Origin of the sequence: Enhygromyxa salina, assembly GCF_002994635.1 — a bacterium.
GTDB classification, from domain to species: domain Bacteria; phylum Myxococcota_A; class Polyangia; order Nannocystales; family Nannocystaceae; genus Plesiocystis; species Plesiocystis salina_B.
Genome location: NZ_PVNL01000002.1, coordinates 78,280 through 94,828 on the forward strand (window position 1 = coordinate 78,280; position 16,549 = coordinate 94,828).

11 protein-coding genes and 1 pseudogene are annotated in these 16,549 nt (G+C 67.7%); 10 read left to right on the forward strand and 2 right to left on the reverse strand.

The window, feature by feature from the left end:
* Nucleotides 1-5: 5 nt before the first annotated feature.
* Genes ENSA7_RS00660 through ENSA7_RS00670 form a run of 3 tightly spaced genes read left to right on the forward strand, consistent with a single transcriptional unit; the run spans nt 6 to nt 2,760 of the window.
* Complete coding sequence (locus tag ENSA7_RS00660) at nt 6-1,478, forward strand: sigma 54-interacting transcriptional regulator (protein ID WP_106087242.1); 1,473 nt, start codon at nt 6-8, stop codon at nt 1,476-1,478.
* 42 nt (nt 1,479-1,520) lie between these two features.
* Nucleotides 1,521-2,006 (forward strand): hypothetical protein, encoded by a 486-nt coding sequence (locus tag ENSA7_RS00665; protein WP_146157168.1) that lies wholly within the window; start codon nt 1,521-1,523, stop codon nt 2,004-2,006.
* A complete protein-coding gene (locus tag ENSA7_RS00670) occupies nt 1,999-2,760 on the forward strand; it encodes a hypothetical protein (RefSeq protein WP_146157169.1) in 762 nt (253 codons plus the stop codon). Before ENSA7_RS00665 ends, ENSA7_RS00670 begins: the two co-directional genes overlap by 8 nt.
* On the opposite strand, the gene ENSA7_RS00675 is transcribed toward ENSA7_RS00670, so the two are convergent.
* Nucleotides 2,716-3,759: a hypothetical protein gene (locus tag ENSA7_RS00675; RefSeq protein WP_106087245.1), complete on the reverse strand. Its 1,044-nt coding sequence runs from the start codon at nt 3,757-3,759 to the stop codon at nt 2,716-2,718. The two genes, ENSA7_RS00670 and ENSA7_RS00675, sit on opposite strands and share 45 nt — an antisense overlap.
* 254 nt (nt 3,760-4,013) lie before the next feature.
* Between ENSA7_RS00675 and ENSA7_RS00680 the strand changes: the two genes are divergently transcribed.
* From ENSA7_RS00680 to ENSA7_RS00700, 6 genes are all read left to right on the forward strand, one after another.
* Nucleotides 4,014-5,825, forward strand: a complete 1,812-nt coding sequence (locus ENSA7_RS00680; protein WP_146157170.1) for a sensor histidine kinase — start codon at nt 4,014-4,016, stop codon at nt 5,823-5,825.
* Between the two features lie 20 nt (nt 5,826-5,845).
* Complete coding sequence (locus ENSA7_RS42930; protein WP_181232841.1) at nt 5,846-6,577, forward strand: hypothetical protein; 732 nt, start codon at nt 5,846-5,848, stop codon at nt 6,575-6,577.
* A gap of 32 nt (nt 6,578-6,609) precedes the next feature.
* Nucleotides 6,610-7,575 (forward strand): glycerophosphodiester phosphodiesterase family protein, encoded by a 966-nt coding sequence (locus ENSA7_RS00685; RefSeq protein ID WP_181232843.1) that lies wholly within the window; start codon nt 6,610-6,612, stop codon nt 7,573-7,575.
* Between the two features lie 97 nt (nt 7,576-7,672).
* Complete coding sequence (locus ENSA7_RS00690) at nt 7,673-9,061, forward strand: hypothetical protein (protein ID WP_146157171.1); 1,389 nt, start codon at nt 7,673-7,675, stop codon at nt 9,059-9,061.
* Nucleotides 9,058-12,726, forward strand: a complete 3,669-nt coding sequence (locus ENSA7_RS00695) for an SUMF1/EgtB/PvdO family nonheme iron enzyme (RefSeq protein ID WP_106087249.1) — start codon at nt 9,058-9,060, stop codon at nt 12,724-12,726. The genes ENSA7_RS00690 and ENSA7_RS00695 overlap by 4 nt, the downstream gene beginning before the upstream one ends.
* 100 nt (nt 12,727-12,826) lie before the next feature.
* The gene (locus ENSA7_RS00700) at nt 12,827-15,442 is read left to right on the forward strand and encodes a DEAD/DEAH box helicase (protein ID WP_106087250.1); all 2,616 of its coding nucleotides are present in this window, start codon (nt 12,827-12,829) and stop codon (nt 15,440-15,442) included.
* A gap of 7 nt (nt 15,443-15,449) precedes the next feature.
* Here the strand turns inward: ENSA7_RS00700 and ENSA7_RS42935 are convergent, their stop codons facing one another.
* Nucleotides 15,450-15,860: a hypothetical protein gene (locus ENSA7_RS42935; protein WP_181232845.1), complete on the reverse strand. Its 411-nt coding sequence runs from the start codon at nt 15,858-15,860 to the stop codon at nt 15,450-15,452.
* Nucleotides 15,861-16,150: 290 nt separating this feature from the next.
* Here ENSA7_RS42935 and ENSA7_RS00710 point away from each other — a divergent pair.
* Nucleotides 16,151-16,549: pseudogene (locus tag ENSA7_RS00710) on the forward strand (hypothetical protein); the annotation flags it as partial.

Consider the following 16,549-nt stretch of genomic DNA (forward strand, 5'->3'; position numbering starts at 1 on the left):
TAGGTGTGTCGAATTCCACCAAAGAGCCCCTCGGTAACGGTGTCCCCCAGATCGACGACGACCTCGATCCAGGGATGACGACGACTTTTTTCTCGTCGACGCACCGCCACACGCAGCTGCGGCGCGTGATGCTGCGGGTCACCGCCGGTCCCGATCAGGGCGCGCAGATCCAGGTCGCGCGCCCGCGGATCACCGTCGGTCGCAGCGCCGTCAACGACCTCGTGCTCACCGACACCTCCGTCAGCGGCACGCACCTGCAGATCACGCTCGGCGACAAGCGCGGGATCTTGCTGCGCGACCTCGACAGCACCAACGGGACCCAGGTCCAGGGCCTGCGGGTCCGCGAGGCCTACATCGAGCCCGGCGCCACGATCTCGCTGGGCAAGACCGACATCCTGTTCCTGTCGGCCGACGAGATCGAGGTCCCGCTCTCGGGTCACGACCACTTTGGCGCGCTGTGGGGTGCCAGCCCGGCGATGCGCGAAGTGTTTGCGATCCTCGAGAAGGTCGCGCCGACCGACATGAGCGTGATGATCGGCGGCCAGACCGGCACCGGCAAAGAGCTGGTCGCCCGCGCGCTGCACGACGAGTCCAGCCGGGCCGAGCGACCCTTCGTGGTCCTCGACTGCGGCTCGCTGCCGCGCGAGCTGGCCGAGGCCGCGATCCTCGGCCACAAGAAGGGCTCGTTCACCGGCGCGATCGGTGACCGCGCGGGCGCGTTCGAGGACGCCGACGGCGGCACTTTGTTCTTGGACGAGGTCGGCGAGCTGCCCCTGGATCTGCAGCCCAAGCTGCTGCGCGTGCTCGACCGCCGCGAGGTCCAGCGGATCGGCGAGAGCCAGGTCCGCACGGTCGACGTCCGGGTCGTCGCCGCCACCCACCGCGATCTGCGTCAGATGGTCGGTCAGGGCCAGTTCCGCGAAGACCTGTACTTCCGGCTCACGGTCATGAACGTCGATCTGCCGCCGCTGCGTGATCGCGGCGACGACATCTTGCTGCTCGCCAACAAGTTCATCGAGGACTTCGCCCGGGTCCACGGTCGGGCCCCGCAGCTCAACGCCGAGGCCAAGCAGATCCTGCTCGAGGAGCCGTGGCCCGGCAACGTTCGCCAGCTCAAGAACGCGATCGAGCGCGCCGCCCACCTCTCGCACAACTCGATCATCGAGCCCGCCGATCTCCACCTGGGTCGCCGCGAGGGCCGCCCCAGCAAGGTCAAGAAGTTCGGCACCGAGGGCGACCCGTCCGAGTCCAAGTCCGAGGGCGAGCTCCCCGAAGAGATCTATGCGATGCCCTTCAAAGAGGCGAAGCAGGTGATCGTCGACGACTTCGAGCGCGCCTACTTCGCCCGACTGCTGGCCAAGACCGACAACAATTTGTCGCGGGCCTCCGCCGAAGCCGGGATCACTCGCTACTACTTGCGCGAGCTGCTCAAGCGGCTGGGCATGCACAAGAGCAGCAAGAAAAAGGCCGAGGAGTAGTCCCAGGTGGCGTATCGGGCGTTGCTGACAGCCTTGTTGTGCGTGAGCGTTGGGCTGGGCTGCCGTGCCAAGGAGTCCGAGCCGGTGGCCGTCGCCCGGACCTTCGCCGAGACCGCGCGCCGGGGTGACGTCGACGGGATGCTCGCGGTGATCGAGGCTCCGGCGGTCGAGCGGCTTGAGTCCGCGGCCGAGCACGCCAGCGATCACGTCGGCGGCCGGCGAAGCATCGAGGCTGGCGAGATGCTGCAGATCGTCGGTGTCGATCGCAGCGTGGCCGTGGCCGGCGCCGAGCTGCTCGACGATGATGGCGAGCGCGCCCACGTGGAGCTGACCATGACCGACGGCCGCACCCTGCGGCTCGAGCTGGTCTGGGAAGAGGCCAGGGAAGAGGATCAGGGCGGGGATCGCGACGACGACGACCACCCCGCTCGGGCGGCCCGTCCCGGTGGCTGGAAGGTCCGGATTCCGCTGCCAACCGGCGCCGCGGACAGCTCGATGGCAACCGGAGCCGCGCCGCCCGATGCCTGAGTCCTCGGAGCGCCGCGGCCGACTTTTGGGCCGACTGTCTCCGCTCGCTCGCCGACGGGCCGCCTGGCTGCTCGCGCCCGCGCTAGCGACCGCCGCGATCGCGTTTCAAGTCGGCCTGGATGTCCCGCGCGCGCCGATGCTCGAGCGCGACCAAAAGCCGCCGAAGAAGCCCCGCAAGAGCGCCGCCGCCCGCAACGCCCAGGCTCAGGCCAAGGCCAACAAAGCCAAGGCCAAGCAGGCCCAATCAAAGAAGCCGCCACAGCGCCGGACCGCGCGCGCGCTCGCTGGCCTGCGCGCCCGCTGGTCCGACGTCCCGCTCGAGGACGAGCCGATCAACCAAAATTTTCGCCGCCGCCACGATGGCCTGCTGCGCCACGTGGTCACCCGCGCGCGCGAGCTGGAGCTCGACGGCGCCCCGCCTCCGCCCATGCAGATCCGGCCCGGGTGTCGGACCATTCGCTGCGACCTCGAGCTGTGTGGCCCGACCAAGCTGGTCGCGGCGATCGCCGAGCTGCTGCCGGTCGCGACCTTGGCCGATCAACCGCTGTTGCACGAGCTGCGCGAGGTCGAGCCGATTCACGAGCCGGCCCCAGATCCCAAGAACAGCGGGCCCAAGCAGCGCAAGCCGAACCATCAGGTGTGTCGGCGCTGGATCGTCGACTTCACCGTCGACGGCGGCGACCCGAGCAAGCTGGCGTTCCCCGAGTTGTCAGAACTGGAACGAGCCGCCGACGACAAAGCCCTGCCCGGCTGACGGCGCGCCGCCAAACCCGACCTTGTGCTTGCGCAGCTTGGCGACGGTCTTGTCGTTCTTGTGCACGAACAACAGCGTGGTGAACACCACGGTCGTGGCCGCGAACACGCCAGTGGCGATCCAGCCCGCCGTTGCGACCGACGCCACGTTGTCGGCCTTGATGCAGACCCGCGTGACCTCGGCGTTGGTGACCTCGTTGGGCTTGCTGGGATCGGGCGGGCGGCGGCCGAGCTCGCACAGATCCTGGGTGCTGTTGGGGTCGACGTCGTTGCCGGGCTTGGAGTCCGTCAGCGAATTCTCGGCTGCGGTGATCAGCTCCTTGCGGATCGGGCCGTTGGTGCTGATCGCCACGGTCGCGCCGATCGCCGTGCCGAGCCCGCCGACCAAGAGCACGCTGCTGACGCCGACGCCCGCCCACTTCCACGCTGGACGCGGGGAGTAGGCGCCCCAGATCAACGCTCGATCGCCGGGGGGCGGCTTGGTCGGCTTGGTGGCGTCCGGGTCGTCGACCGTGTCGGGATCGTCTGCGGTGTCTGTGGGCGGGAGCTCGTCGACCGAAGGCTCGATCTTGTACAGGGCGTCGATCAGCGCCGAGGCCGTCGCGCCGAGCTGCGCGTCGCCGAGCTCGGCTGGCGTGACCGTGCGCTCGATCCTGTTGTTGAGCTCACCGGTGCCGACGTTGAGCGACTGCAGCTCGACGACGTAGTCCGCGCCCTGCTTGCGGACCGCGCCAAACACCAGCTGCGACGAGCCGAGCGTCTGGCCACCCTGGGCGAAGCAAGCCAGATCTTCGTCGCCGCAGCCCATGGTCAGCTTGAGCTCCGCGAGGCTCATGGTGTTGCCGTCGTCGAGGCCGCGCTGGTTGAGGTCCCAGCGGATCGCGTCGGCGAGCGAGGTGACGAGCTCACCGTCACCCTCGAGTCCGAGGAAGGTGGTCTTGTCATCGAGCGCTCCGGCCTGGGCGAGGCCTGGGGTCGCGGCGAGCAAGCTGCAGCTCAACGCGGTGGCAGCGACAGAAGCGGTGAGGCTGGATAGGGAGCGGCGAAGCATGACGTCTCACCCGCCGAGTGCGGCGGGCCCGGCGAAAATGACACGTTCAGCGGACGCTGAAAAGGGCCAGTCGGCCAGCCGGGAGGGTGCGGACCGTGGGCGGGGAGGCCCGCCCTGAACGGGCAAGCCCCCCGGACACCGCGGGCCGTGGGGTGGGGGCCGATGACCAGAGGGGGGCGCCGCTCGTGGTATCGTGGGGCTCGGTGGCCCTGGGCGAGATCGACGACAGGTCCGACGAAGAGCTGATCGGCGGTCCAGAGCCGTCTACCAGCCCACCAGCGTCGCCCGAGCTGCCACCGCTGCGAGTTCGCGGCAGCTTGGCCGCCCGGATCGTGGCGCTTGTCGTGTTGGTAGTGCTTGGCACGGGCGCGGCTGCGCTGATCATCCGCGCCCAGGTCCGTGGGTTGGGGGCCAACTTCGATCTCTTGACGGGCGTGTACATCCCGTTTCAGACCAAGCTGCTGCGCGCCCAGAACCAGTCGCAGCGGATCGGCTCGTTCGTGTCGAGCTACGGCAACCCCGAGGCCCAGCTTGGACGCGGGGATCTGCTCAACCTCGAGGACGCGCTCGAGCTGCGCGCCCACCTGGTCACCGAAGTCCGGGCGCCGCTCGAGCAGGCGCTGCTCCACCCGCAGCGACTCGGGGGCCTCGAGCAGCTCGATGACGTCCGCGCGCTCGCCCAGCTCGTCGAGGGGCTCGGCGAGCTGGTCGCGCTAGATGAGGAGTTTGATGTCACCGAGGTCCTGGCCGACGCGCCGCGCCAGGCCGACATCAACCGTCGCTTCGCCGAGCTCGAGGTCCGGGCCAACGAGGCCGTGCGGGCCCAGCGGGACACCGTCGCCGAGGCCGGACGCGCGGCCGAGCAGCGCGCCTTGGTGATCACGATCGCCGCGGCGGCGTTCTCTCTGATCGCAACCTTGATCGTGATCTTGACGCTCCGACCGCTGCGGCGGCTGGCGGTGAGCGTGCGGCGGATCGGGCGGGGTGAGTGGCGCGAGCGGATCGAGGTCGGCCCCAAGCCCGAGCGCGACGACGAGGTCGCCCGGCTCGCCCGCGAGGTCAACCTCATGGCCGCGACCCTCGAAGAGCGTGAGCGTCGGCTGCTCCGCGGCGAGCAGCTCGCCGCGATCGGCCGGCTCGCCGCGCAGATCACCCACGAGATCCGCAACCCGCTGTCGAGCGTGGCGCTCAACGCCGAGCTGCTCGAGGACGAGCTCGACTCGCTCGGCGCCGTCGCGGGCGTCGACGAGGCTCGGACCTTGCTCGGTCGGATCAGCGGCGAGGTCGATCGACTCACCCAGATCACCGAGGCCTACCTCGGCCTCGCTCGCCGACCCGCGCCGCAGATGGCCAAGGTCGATCTACGCCGTGAACTCACGGATTTGCTCGACTTCACCGCCCACGAGCACGAGCGCAACCGGGTCAGCGTGGTCCGTGAGCTGCCGGATCAGCCAGTCTGGGTCGAGGCCGACGCGGGCCAGCTGCGCCAGGCGCTGCTCAACCTGCTGCGCAACGCTCAGGAGGCCGTGCTCGAGCTGGCCGGGGATCCGCTCGATCCGCTCGAGATGGGCAGCGATCGGGCGGGGGACCTCGGTGATCTGCTCGACGATGTCGATGAGTCGGGCGGCCCCATGGAGCCGCGAGCCGCAGTTGGCGCGACCGCGGTCGGCACGATCACGGTCACGCTGGTCTGTAAGGACGGCATGGCCCTCGTGTTTGTCGCGGACGACGGACCCGGCATCCCAGCCGCCGCCGTCGACGGCAACGGCAACGGCAACGGTAACAATGGCGGCGTCGAGCGGATCTTCGAGGCCTTCGTGACCAGCAAGGCGCACGGGACCGGGCTCGGGTTGCCGATGGTCCGGCAGATCGCTGCCGACCACGGGGGCGCCGTCGTGCTGCTCCAAACCGGGCCCGAGGGCACTCGATTCGAGTTCAGGCTGCCGGCTTGCGCTCCTCCGGTCCCCTCCGTATCCTCGGAAACCGATTCGGCAGCCTCGGCTGACGGCCGCTAGCGCCGTCCAGAGAATTCCACATGTCCAAGCGTCGCCTCCTCATCTCCGCTTCCTTGCTGCTCGCCGGCTTCACGATCAGCGCCTGCACGGCCATCTTGGTGCCCGACGTGGGCGACGACGGAGTTCACCGCTGCAACACGGGCTCGGACTGCCCTGACTTGGGGGACAACCGCTACATCTCGCAGTGCGTGGCGGCCGAGGACAAGGCCGACAACATCTGCGCGCCCGCGTACGACGAGGTCGAGTGCGACCTCACGGGCATCGATCCCGACTCCCGCTTCGCCGAGATCCTCGACGAGGCCACCACGGACTCGAAGGGCGCGTACGGCAACTGCACCGACGAGAACCGGGGCAAGCGAGGCTGCGCCCCGAGTGCCGACGGCTGCAACGAGGGCCTGGAGATCGTCGACCCCGAACTCAACATCTGTGACGACCCCGACGCCCTGTTCCCGGCCGTCAACCCGTTCAAGGTCGGCGGCGCCGATATTGCCGGGCGGGACGTCATGGATCAGTTCTGCCGGTTCTACTTCTGCGACGAGGGCTTCGTGTGTGCGCCCAGCGGGAACAAGCGGATCTGCAAGCCCTGCAACCCCATGGCCGAGTTTGGCGAGGGGGGCTGCGGCACGCTGTACATCCAGGGCGAGCCCTCGTCGGTCTACACCGCCAACGTCGAGGAAGCCGGCAACTGCTCCGGGAAGATCGGCAGGAACGACGCCGAGTTCGGCACCGCGCCCGAGCTGCCCACGCCGTAGCGGCGGCCCGCTCAGCTGAGGTAGCGTCGAGTGTGCGCTGCGCTGAACTCACGTGTCGCTTGGGGTTGATCTTGCTTGGTGCGGTCGGCGGCTGCGGCGGCCCGGCGCCGGCTGACAGCGGCGAGCCGACCAGCGACTCGAGTTCGGGCGCGAGCGAGGCTACGACCGATGACTCGGCGACCGAGACGGGATTGGACAGCGAGACCGGCGAGACCGGCGAGACCGGCGAGCCGCCGGGCAACCCGCTGCTGTCCGACGAGCTGATCAACATCGCCCACCGCGGCGGCCGCGAGCTCCGACCCGAGGCCACGCTGCCCGCGTTCGAGACCGCGCTGACGATCGGCGCCGACGTGCTCGAGTTCGACGTGCACGCCAGCTCCGACGGCGTGATCGTGGTCATGCACGATGACACCGTCGATCGCACGACCGACGGCACGGGCCTGATCAACCAGCTCAGCTTCGATCAGCTGCGCCTGCTCGACGCCGGCTACCGGTTTACGACCGACGACGGCGCGACCTACCCGTTCCGGGGCGTCGGCATCCAGATCCCCACTCCTGCCGAGATCTTCGCGGCCACGCCAGGCCAGTACTACATGATCGAGATCAAGCAGGCCGAGCCCTCGATCGTGCCCGCGTTCATCGACGAATTGGTCATGGCCGGGGTCGAAGATCACGTGGTGATAGCGAGCTTTGATCAGGTCACGCTCGACGAGGTCCGCGCGACCGCGCCCGAGATCCTCACCTCGATGTCCGCGCCCGAGATGATCGACTTCTACTCGAACGGCGCCGAGCCCGGCTACGAACCGCCCGCGCCGTTCATGCAGGTGCCCTGGGAGGTCGTGAATCAGGAGCTGATCGACCTCGCCAAGTCCCATGGGATCCGGGCGCACCCGTGGACCGTCAACAGTCAGGCGTTGATGGTGGACATGATCGGCTATGGGGTCGACGGGATCATCACCGATGATCCCGAGCTGCTCGACGGGCTGCTCGGCGGCTGAGGCGACACGGCTCGATCACTTCGCGTTGCGGCATGGGCAGGAGACCGCTCGCGGAGGTATGCTTGGCGCTCAGATCCCCGCGTGGCATGCTGCGGCCATGGCAGCCTCCGCTCCCCACGTCTCGGACGACGAGCTCCGCGAGTGGATGAACGCGTGCGACCCGAAGGCCCCGATCCCCCCCTCGGATCCCCGCTTCGTCGACTTTTATCGGTTCGCGTTCGAGGGCGAGGAGCTGTCTTTGCGAGGAGAGGACCCGGACGCCGGCCTCGCAACCTTGGCCGACGCGATCGAGCTGGCCGGGGATACGTCCTGCCAGCTGTTCTCAGGCTTCTCGGGCACGGGAAAGAGCTCCGAGCTCTTGGGGCTGAAGCAGGAGCTCGAGGCCAAGGGCTACCTGGTTCTGCTCGCAGACGCCTCCGAGTACCTGAACTTGCGTCATCCTCTGACAATCACCGATCTGCTCGTCGTCGTCGCGGCTGCATTCGGCGACGTCGCCAACGAGCGGATCGGCGCGGATCTGGGCAAGGCTGGCTACCTGCGTCGCGTCCTCGATGTCGTCAGGCAGGACGTCGAGCTCGATGGCTTGAAGCTCCCCACCGGGATCGGCGACCTCAGGCTCGCGATCAACACCAACCAGCCCTTTTGGACGAAGGCGCGGGAGCGGCTGGCGGTCTCGATCGGCCGGCTTCGCGCCGACGCCCATGGCTACGTCGAAGAAATCGTCACCAAGCTCCGTGTGCAAGAGCCCGCCGCCCGCGGGGTCGTGTTCATCTTCGACAGTCTCGAGAAGATCCGTAGCGCTCGGCCCGAAGAGTTCGGCGCGGTGATCCAGAGCATCGTCGAGGTCTTCGTCAACCAAGCCGAGCTCCTGCGGTTTCCTTGTCACGTGGTGTACACGATGCCGCCCTACGTGCGGCAGCTCGAGCTGGGGACCTTGTATACCCAGGTGAGCGAAGTGCTCCCGGCGATTCGCGTACACGAGCGGCAGCGCATCACGTTGGCGACAGGCAGCGAGCGCTCGGTGCCCGCGCGCTACGCGCCAGGCATCGAGGCGCTGTGCGAGGTCGTGCGGCGGCGGATCCCGGTCGAGCGAGTGTTCGGGGACGACGACGCTCTCCTGCGCGAGCTGGTGGCCTACTCGGGCGGGCACGTGCGCCTGCTGCTGACTTTCGTGCGCGACGCCTTGCTGAAGATCAAGCGGACCGGGCTGCCGATCGCGGCGCTGAGCATCAAGCAGGTCTTGCAGCGTCACCGTGAGGACGCCGAGCGCAACTTGTGGCGCGAGCGGCTGCCGATCTTGCGGGACGTCCTCGCCCACGGTGAGCTGCCTGGGATGCCGCTAGCACAGCTACCCGTGCTCGCCAGCGTCCTCGATGACTACACGGTGCTGTGTTATCGCAACGGGGACGGCTGGTATGATGTCCATCCGCTCGTGCGCGAGAAGCTGCTCGAGCTGCTCGAGCGCGAGGCCGCGGACGGGGCATGAGCCGCGCAGACTGGGGCACGAGCGCGCGCGAGGCCGAGGCCTACCTCGCAGATGTATATGCGACCCACACTGGCTTTGAGCTCGTGGTGGTCACGAGCGCCGAGCAGGACGATCGCGTCGCGCTGCGCAAGCGGCTGCAGCAGCATGGGGCGCGCATTGAGGTTGTCGAACCTTCGCTCGCCGCGGTCGCCGAGGCGCCGGTCCTCGAGGCGGACCAACCTGGTGGCGCCGTGCGATGGATTGAGCTGAGGGATGACGCGAGCGCGGAGGAGGCCAAGCGTGCGTGGCGAGAGCTGGCGGTCGCGCTCAACCGTAGCCGCGACCGGCTCCGGTCTCGGCATCGCTACGTGTGGGTGCTCGCGGGGCCGCTGTGGCTGCGGCGGATCATGACCGTTCACGCGCAGGACATCTACTCGGGAGCCTTCAAGGCGCCGCACGTGATCGCGCGACGGTGGCCCGAGCTCGGCTGGCTGCACATACCGAGCCTTCAATTTGACACGAGCGGCGCCTGGACTCGCCTCAGTTCAGTGTTGCTCACGGATCTCGACGGCACGCTAGACCGAGAGATGCTGGACGTCGATGTCGTGTTCATCAGCGGCGATTTGACCGCGCACGGACAGCCGGCCGAGTTCGAGCAGGTGGATAGCTTCTTGCTTCAGCTGTGCTCACGCCTCGAGCGGCGCAGCGACACGCGACCGCTCGTGCTCGCCGTTCCCGGTGATCGAGACATGCAACGCGAGCGGCCGGCGTTCGAGCGCTGGTGCGAGGTGCTGGATGGCTGGAACCAGCGCTCCGGCTCTGGTAACGGCGCTGGTGACCCGCTCTTGGACGCCAGCATCGTCAGCTCGCTCGAGCTATTGTTCGCCAATTATCTCGACTGGGCGCGACGATGGGCTCCGCAGACGGACATGGTGGGGATGAAGCCCAGCGTCGGCCATGTGAGAGATTGGGTCCGCTCGCATCTCCCCGGCGATTGGTCAGTGATCATCGAAAAAGATGACTGGCAGGTGGGCATTCAAGGCTTCAACACCGTGTGGGCCAGCCGGGCCGGGGGCACGCTCGGTGGGCGCATTGCTTGCGAACAACTCGCTGCCGTGTCCCACGAGTCGGCGAGGGAAGTACGAACATGGGCGGGGCTGATTCAAGATCTCTCCTGGGTCACCGGCGCGAGCCCGGAAACATCGCGACTACCTCGGAGCAGCCGCTGGGATCTTTGCCTTCACAGCCATGGTTGCGCGCGAAGCTCCGAGGAGCCGAGTCCTATCGCCACCCCATGGCCCGATCGGATCATACCCGGACGGCTTTCAGGTTCATTCACCCGCGAGAACTCCGAGGGGATTTCAGGATACTCGGTCGGTCGACTGAACGCCGAGACCGTACGTGTCAAGTCGAGGTTCTGGGTCACGAGCGGGGCCGAGCAGGACTGGCGCCTCGGGAGCGCGCCGTGGTCGGCCAAGGCTCAGACACCCTGGGGAGCGAAGGCGGCGCTCGATACCACCAGCGTGAGCTCTGAAGAGATCGAGCGCTACCAGCTCGACATGCTCGAGCGTTCGTTGGGGCAGCCGAAGTCTCTCATCGAGCCGCGCTTGACCCTTTCGATGCCCGCGTCGGATCGGGAACTTAGCGAGTCGCTATCCGTGCCGGCCGCGTTCGCGCTCCTGCGCGAGCGGGGAGGGCGAGTGCTGAGCGTGGGCGGCCCGTTTGGCTCGGGGCGCACCTGTCTGCTCGCCTGGGTATGGCGGGAGCTGGTCGCTCATGGTCCTGGTTCCCTGGGGCTGCCCGAGGACACCGTGCCCATCTACGTGCCCGTCCAGGGGTTGACAGGGGAACGGCGAGGCCTTGGAGACCTCATCCAGACCATGGTGAGCCGGAGTCGGTTCGCGGATCTTGGTACGCGCTTGTTTCGGCGTGGACGACTGTTGCTGATGTTCGACGGCCTCGACGAGATCCCAGACCTCCGGGATCACGCCGAAGTGATCGGCTGGATTGAGGAGATACTCGACGGACTCTCGGATAGCCTGGTGATCGTCACCCACTCGGGCGTACCATCACCGAGCTTCGGAGCGGGGTCCCTCCCGCTTCGGTTGCCTCCCCTCGACTTCGACCAAATCCGTGCACTCGTACGTCAATGGCATGAGCGAGACGATTCGGGGAGCCCTCGCCCCGACGCGCTGGTCGAGCAGCTCGCGCTCGCCCCCGATCCAGCGAGTGAACGGTTGGCCGAGTTCGCCCACTCGCCCGGGTGGCTCGCGCTGTTGTGGAAGGAGGTCCTCGCGCATGGCGGGCCCTTCAGCTACTGGGCCACGATAGATCTCTACCGCGAAGGTCTGCGGGCAGAGCTCGTTGGCTATGCGTTTCTCTCCGAGCGCAAGACCTTCGAGGCGCTCGCGGCCTGGATCCACGAACAACGGGGTCGTCGTTGGGCGTCGGCGTCCGAGTGGCACGCCGCCATCGAGCAAACACGCGCCAGCTCGGATCACGTCACGACCGAGGGGCTTCTAGAACGGGGGCTCATGGCCGGGATGCTGCGGCGCCGCGGTGACCAACTCGGCTTTACCCACGTCGGGATCCAGGAGTACCTCACGGCTGCGCACCTGCGAGAGCACCACCGCGTCGACGAACTAGCGAAGGTCCTCGTCGAACGCCTCGACGACGGCTGGTGGCGAGAGGTCATCTCAATGGTGCTGATGGATGATCCGCAGGATTACCCCCTCGCAACCATTCCCTTCTTGCACGCTTGCGCATCGCATCCGAGCTTCCCCCACTGGGCGGGGTCGCCGATGCTGGAACGAATGTTCGATGTGCCCGCCGTCAAAAACGGACTTGTTCGTATCTCCAAGCGCGTCCGCGAACGCCTGCTCCAGCCCGCCTCGATCCCGCCGTCCCGCATCGAGGCCCCGCGTGGCGGCGTCGAGCTGTCTCGCGTCCCCGGCGGCCCCTTCACCATGGGCGCCCCGGACTCCGAACCCGGCGGCACGCGCGACGAGCGTTCAGTCCACGAACTGACCCTCGACGCCTTCTACATCGCGCGCACTCCCGTGACCAACACCGAATATGGTCGCTATCTTCGGGCCAACCCGGGGACCCCAACGCCCCGCTTTTGGGACGACCGTCGCTTCAACCAACCCGAGCAGCCCGTCGTCGGGGTGTCCTGGGACGAGGCCAGCGCCTACTGTGACTGGGCTGGCCTCGCACTCCCGACGGAAGCGCAGTGGGAGCGGGCCTGCCGGGCCGGGACGACGACACGTTTTCACGCCGGTGACAACGAGGCTGATCTCGCCCGGGTCGGCTGGTACGCCCGGAATGCAGATGGACGTGTTCACGCCGTGCGCACCCGCGACCCCAACGCGCTGGGTCTGTTCGACATGCACGGCAACGTCCGCGAGTGGTGCCGTGACGACTTTGGCTCGTACGCGAAGATCCCTCGGGTCGGGGACGGACTCCGGCACCCTCCGAGCGAGACCGGCAGTCGAGTCTATCGAGGCGGGAGCTACCTCGACGGGCCGGCGGAGGCGCGCTCGGCCGCGCGCCGGCCAATCTTGCCGAGCTATCGACTCGACTCCCTCGGCTTTCGTCCAATCGCGCTGGTGTCGGGGCAAGCTCGCCCTTCCGTTGCGGCCGCGACGGCGGCTTCTCAGTCGACATCGGTGCGCACCTCGACGTGAAGTGGAGACCGTGTCCGCCAGCATGGGTCAGCTCCTGGCCCTGTGGGACCCGCGCGGCCTAATTTGCCGCCACCGCCCAGATCTTCGATGATCACCCCACATGCCAAGCACCCGCACGCTCGTCGATGGCGTCCCGCTCCCCAGCGAGGGCGCCGCCGGGCGCCTGACCGACGACCAGATGCTCGAGCACTTCCTCGACTGGACCGCCGAGCAGGGCTTCGAGCTGTACGGCCACCAGGAGGAGGCCGTGCTCGAGATCATGGCCGGGCGCCACGTCATCCTCAACACCCCGACCGGATCGGGCAAGTCCCTGGTCGCGCTGGCCATGCACTTTCGGGCGCTGTGCCGGGGCGAGCGGGCCTACTACACCTCGCCGATCAAGGCGTTGGTGTCCGAAAAATTCTTTGATCTGTGTCGCGTGTTTGGGGCCGAGCGGATCGGCATGCTGACCGGTGACGCCGCCCTCAACCACGACGCCTCGGTCGTGTGCTGCACCGCCGAAGTCCTGGCCAACGTGGCCCTGCGCGAGGGCAAGCACGCCCGGGTCGACTACGCGGTGCTCGACGAGTTTCACTTCTTCGCCGACCGCGAGCGCGGCATCGCGTGGCAGATCCCGCTGCTCACGCTGCCGCAGACCACCTTCATGCTGATGTCGGCCACGCTCGGCGACACGTCGCGCTTCGAGCAAGAGATCGAAGCGCGGACCGAGCGGAGCGTCGCGCTGGTCAAGTCGGTCGAGCGTCCGGTCCCGCTCGAATTCTCGTACTCGCAGACGCCGATCCACGAGGCGATCGAAGACCTCGCCACCGGCGGCCGCGCGCCCGTCTACGTCGTGAACTTCACCCAGCGCGAGGCCGCCGAGCTCGCCCAGGCGCTGACCTCGACCAAGCTGATCGATCGTGACCAGCGTGACCGCATCAACGACGCGCTCCACGGGTTTCGGTTCGACACGATCTACGGCAAGGACATCCAGCGCTTCATCAAGGCCGGGGTTGGCCTGCACCACGCCGGGTTGCTGCCCAAGTACCGCTTGCTGGTCGAGAAGCTCGCGCAAGAGGGGCTGCTGCAGGTCATCTGCGGCACCGACACGCTCGGGGTTGGCGTCAACATTCCGCTGCGCACGGTCCTGTTCACCAAGCTGTGCAAGTACGACGGCGAGGGCACCAAGATCCTCGCGGTCCGCGACTTCAAGCAGATCGCCGGCCGGGCCGGCCGCAAGGGCTTTGACGATCGCGGCTGGGTGATCGCGCAGGCGCCCGAGCACGTGATCGAGAACCTCAAGCTCGAGGCCAAGGCCCGATCCGGCAGCGCGTCCGGCAAGAAGCCCAAGAAGTTCGTGCGCAAGAAGCCGCCCGACCGCGGCTATGTCCACTGGGATCAAGACACCTTCACCAAGCTGGTCGACGGCGAGCCCGAGACCTTGCAGCCGGCGTTTCGCGTCGATCACGGCATGATGCTCAACCTGCTGCAGCGCCCGCAGGCGCTCGCGTGGGGGGACGAGCGGCCCGACGGTGGCTACCGTGATCTCCTGCAATTGGTCCTCGACTCGGGCGAGCGTCCGGTCGTGGTCACGCGGCTCAAGCGGGAGTCGGCCCAGCTGTTTCGCGCGCTGCGAGGCGCCGGGATCGTCGAGCTGCGGCCCCGCGCCTGGGGTGGCCGTGGCCGCAGCGTGATCGTGTCGGAGCAGCTGCAGCGCCACTTCTCGCTGTTGCAGACCCTGGGCCTGTACCTGGTCGAAGCCCTCGAGCTGCTCGACCCGGAGGACGAGCGCCACGCGCTGCACGTCATGAGCCTGGCCGAGGCGATCCTCGAGAACCCCCGGGTCCTGCTCATGCGCCAGGAGTCCAAGCTCAAGGGCGACCGCGTGGCCGAGCTCAAGGCCGAGGGCGTCGAGTACGACGCGCGCATGGAAGAGCTCGAGAAGGTCAGCTACCTCAAGCCCGACGTCGAATTCATCTACGACACCTTCAACCAGTTCGCCGCGAAGCACCCGTGGGTCGGCACCGAGAACATTCGGCCCAAGTCGATCGCCCGCGACATGTATGAGCGCTACGCGACCTTCAATGACTACGTGAAGGAGTACGGGCTCGCGCGCAGCGAGGGCTTGCTGCTGCGGCACCTGCATCAGACCTACAAGACCCTCGAGCAGACTGTGCCCCCGATCCACAAGACCGAGGCCGTCGTCGACGCGATCGCGTGGCTGCGGGCCACGATCGAGCGCGTCGACTCGAGCCTGGTTCAGGAGTGGGAGCGGATGCTCAGCGGCGCCCACGAGATCGACGCCCGGCTGGCCGCCAAGCTCGAGAAGCTGCGACCCGAAGAGCTCGACATCTCGCTCGACAAGAAGGAGTTCTACGCGCGGATCCGGGCTGAGCTACACCAGGTCACCCACGCGCTCTCGCGCAGGGACTGGGAAGAGGCGCTGGCGTCGATCCGCGACCTGCCGGACCTGACGGGGGAGGCCTGGACCGAGGCGCGGCTCGAAGAGGTCATGAACGAGTACTACGCCGAGTATCCCAAGCTGATCTTCGACCCCCGCGCGCGGCAGACCGACAAGACCCGGATCGAGCAGCAGGCCGACCACCTGTGGGGGGTGCGGCATACGCTGCTGGATCCCGAGGATGATGGGTTTTGGTTCATCGACGCCGAGGTGGATCTGCGCGACGATCACTCGCCCGAAGGGCCGGTGGTTCGGGTCCTGCGGATCGGGACTTGAGCGCCGCTCACGGGCAGTCGGGGTCCTCTGGAAGCGGGCCCAGGCCCTCGCAGCACGCGTCTGCGTAGTTGCAGTCCGAGCCCCAGCAGCAGGCGCAGGCGCCGTCGCTCGTGTCATCGCCGTCGCCGTCGCCCGTTGTTGGATCGCCGTCGCCGTCGCCCGTTGTTGGATCGCCGTCGCCGTCGCCCGTGGTGGTGTCGTCGCCGTCGCCCGTGGTGGTGTCGTCGCCGTCGCCGTCGCCGTCGGTGGTGTCGTCGCCGTCGCCATCGCCGGTAGTCGTGGCGCCATCGCTCGAGGTCGAGTCGTCACTGTCACCGTCGCCGGTCGTGGGTTCGGTGTCCACGTTGTCTCCCGGATCGCAGCCAACCTCCGCGGTCAGGCCGCCCACCAGCACCAGGACATTGAAGAGCTTGCGCATGTTCATGCTGGTACTGTGCGCGTGAACGGGTGCTGCGACAATCAGTATGGTCGAGACGACACCGTGTGGCCCAGGTTTATAATAATACACGCCGCGCTGCCGGCACATCCAAGGCCGACAGCAGGGGCGAGCTCGATCCCGTCGTCGACTCGGCGACCCGGCCGGACATCGTTGCGAGGGCGGCCCGGCAGCGGGCCAGTGGCCCGCCGGCGGGCCACAAAAATTCACGCCTCGCCCAACATCATTGGCGAATCGCTGTGGCACGTCGCTTGCCTTGGTGATGCGTCACGATGCCAAGCACACTTCACCAAGGAGTGGTCTCGCTGTTCCGCGATGACCCGAGGCTCGCGTTCGACCTGCTGCGGTCAGTGTTTGGCATCGAGCTGCCGCCACTGACGCAATACACCGATCGCAAGGGGGAGCTCGATCGTCATCTGCCGATCACCGGAGATACCGGGGAGCTTCGGATGGACCTCGCGCTCTCCGCCGAGCTCGAGCAACCGGAACATCGCCGTGCCGGGATCGCGGTGATCGTCGAGGTCCAAAAGCGTATCAACTCGGTCAAGCGCTGGCGCCTGTGGGTCTACTGGGCCCTGCTCGCCGAGCAACTGAAGCGAAATACTGCGGTTCTCGTGGTCCCGCTGTCCAAGGCCGTGGGGCGCTGGTCGCGAGGGCTCGGGCGTTTGGAG

Bases quoted from the DNA above. Each gene is read 5' to 3' on its own strand.
- ENSA7_RS00690 (WP_146157171.1), top strand. From the start codon at position 7,673: ATGGCAGCCTCCGCTCCCCACGTCTCGGACGACGAGCTCCGCGAGTGG.
- ENSA7_RS00700 (WP_106087250.1), top strand. From the start codon at position 12,827: ATGCCAAGCACCCGCACGCTCGTCGATGGCGTCCCGCTCCCCAGCGAG.
- ENSA7_RS42935 (WP_181232845.1), bottom strand. From the start codon at position 15,860: ATGCGCAAGCTCTTCAATGTCCTGGTGCTGGTGGGCGGCCTGACCGCG.
- ENSA7_RS00695 (WP_106087249.1), top strand. From the start codon at position 9,058: ATGAGCCGCGCAGACTGGGGCACGAGCGCGCGCGAGGCCGAGGCCTAC.
- ENSA7_RS42930 (WP_181232841.1), top strand. From the start codon at position 5,846: ATGTCCAAGCGTCGCCTCCTCATCTCCGCTTCCTTGCTGCTCGCCGGC.
- ENSA7_RS00670 (WP_146157169.1), top strand. From the start codon at position 1,999: ATGCCTGAGTCCTCGGAGCGCCGCGGCCGACTTTTGGGCCGACTGTCT.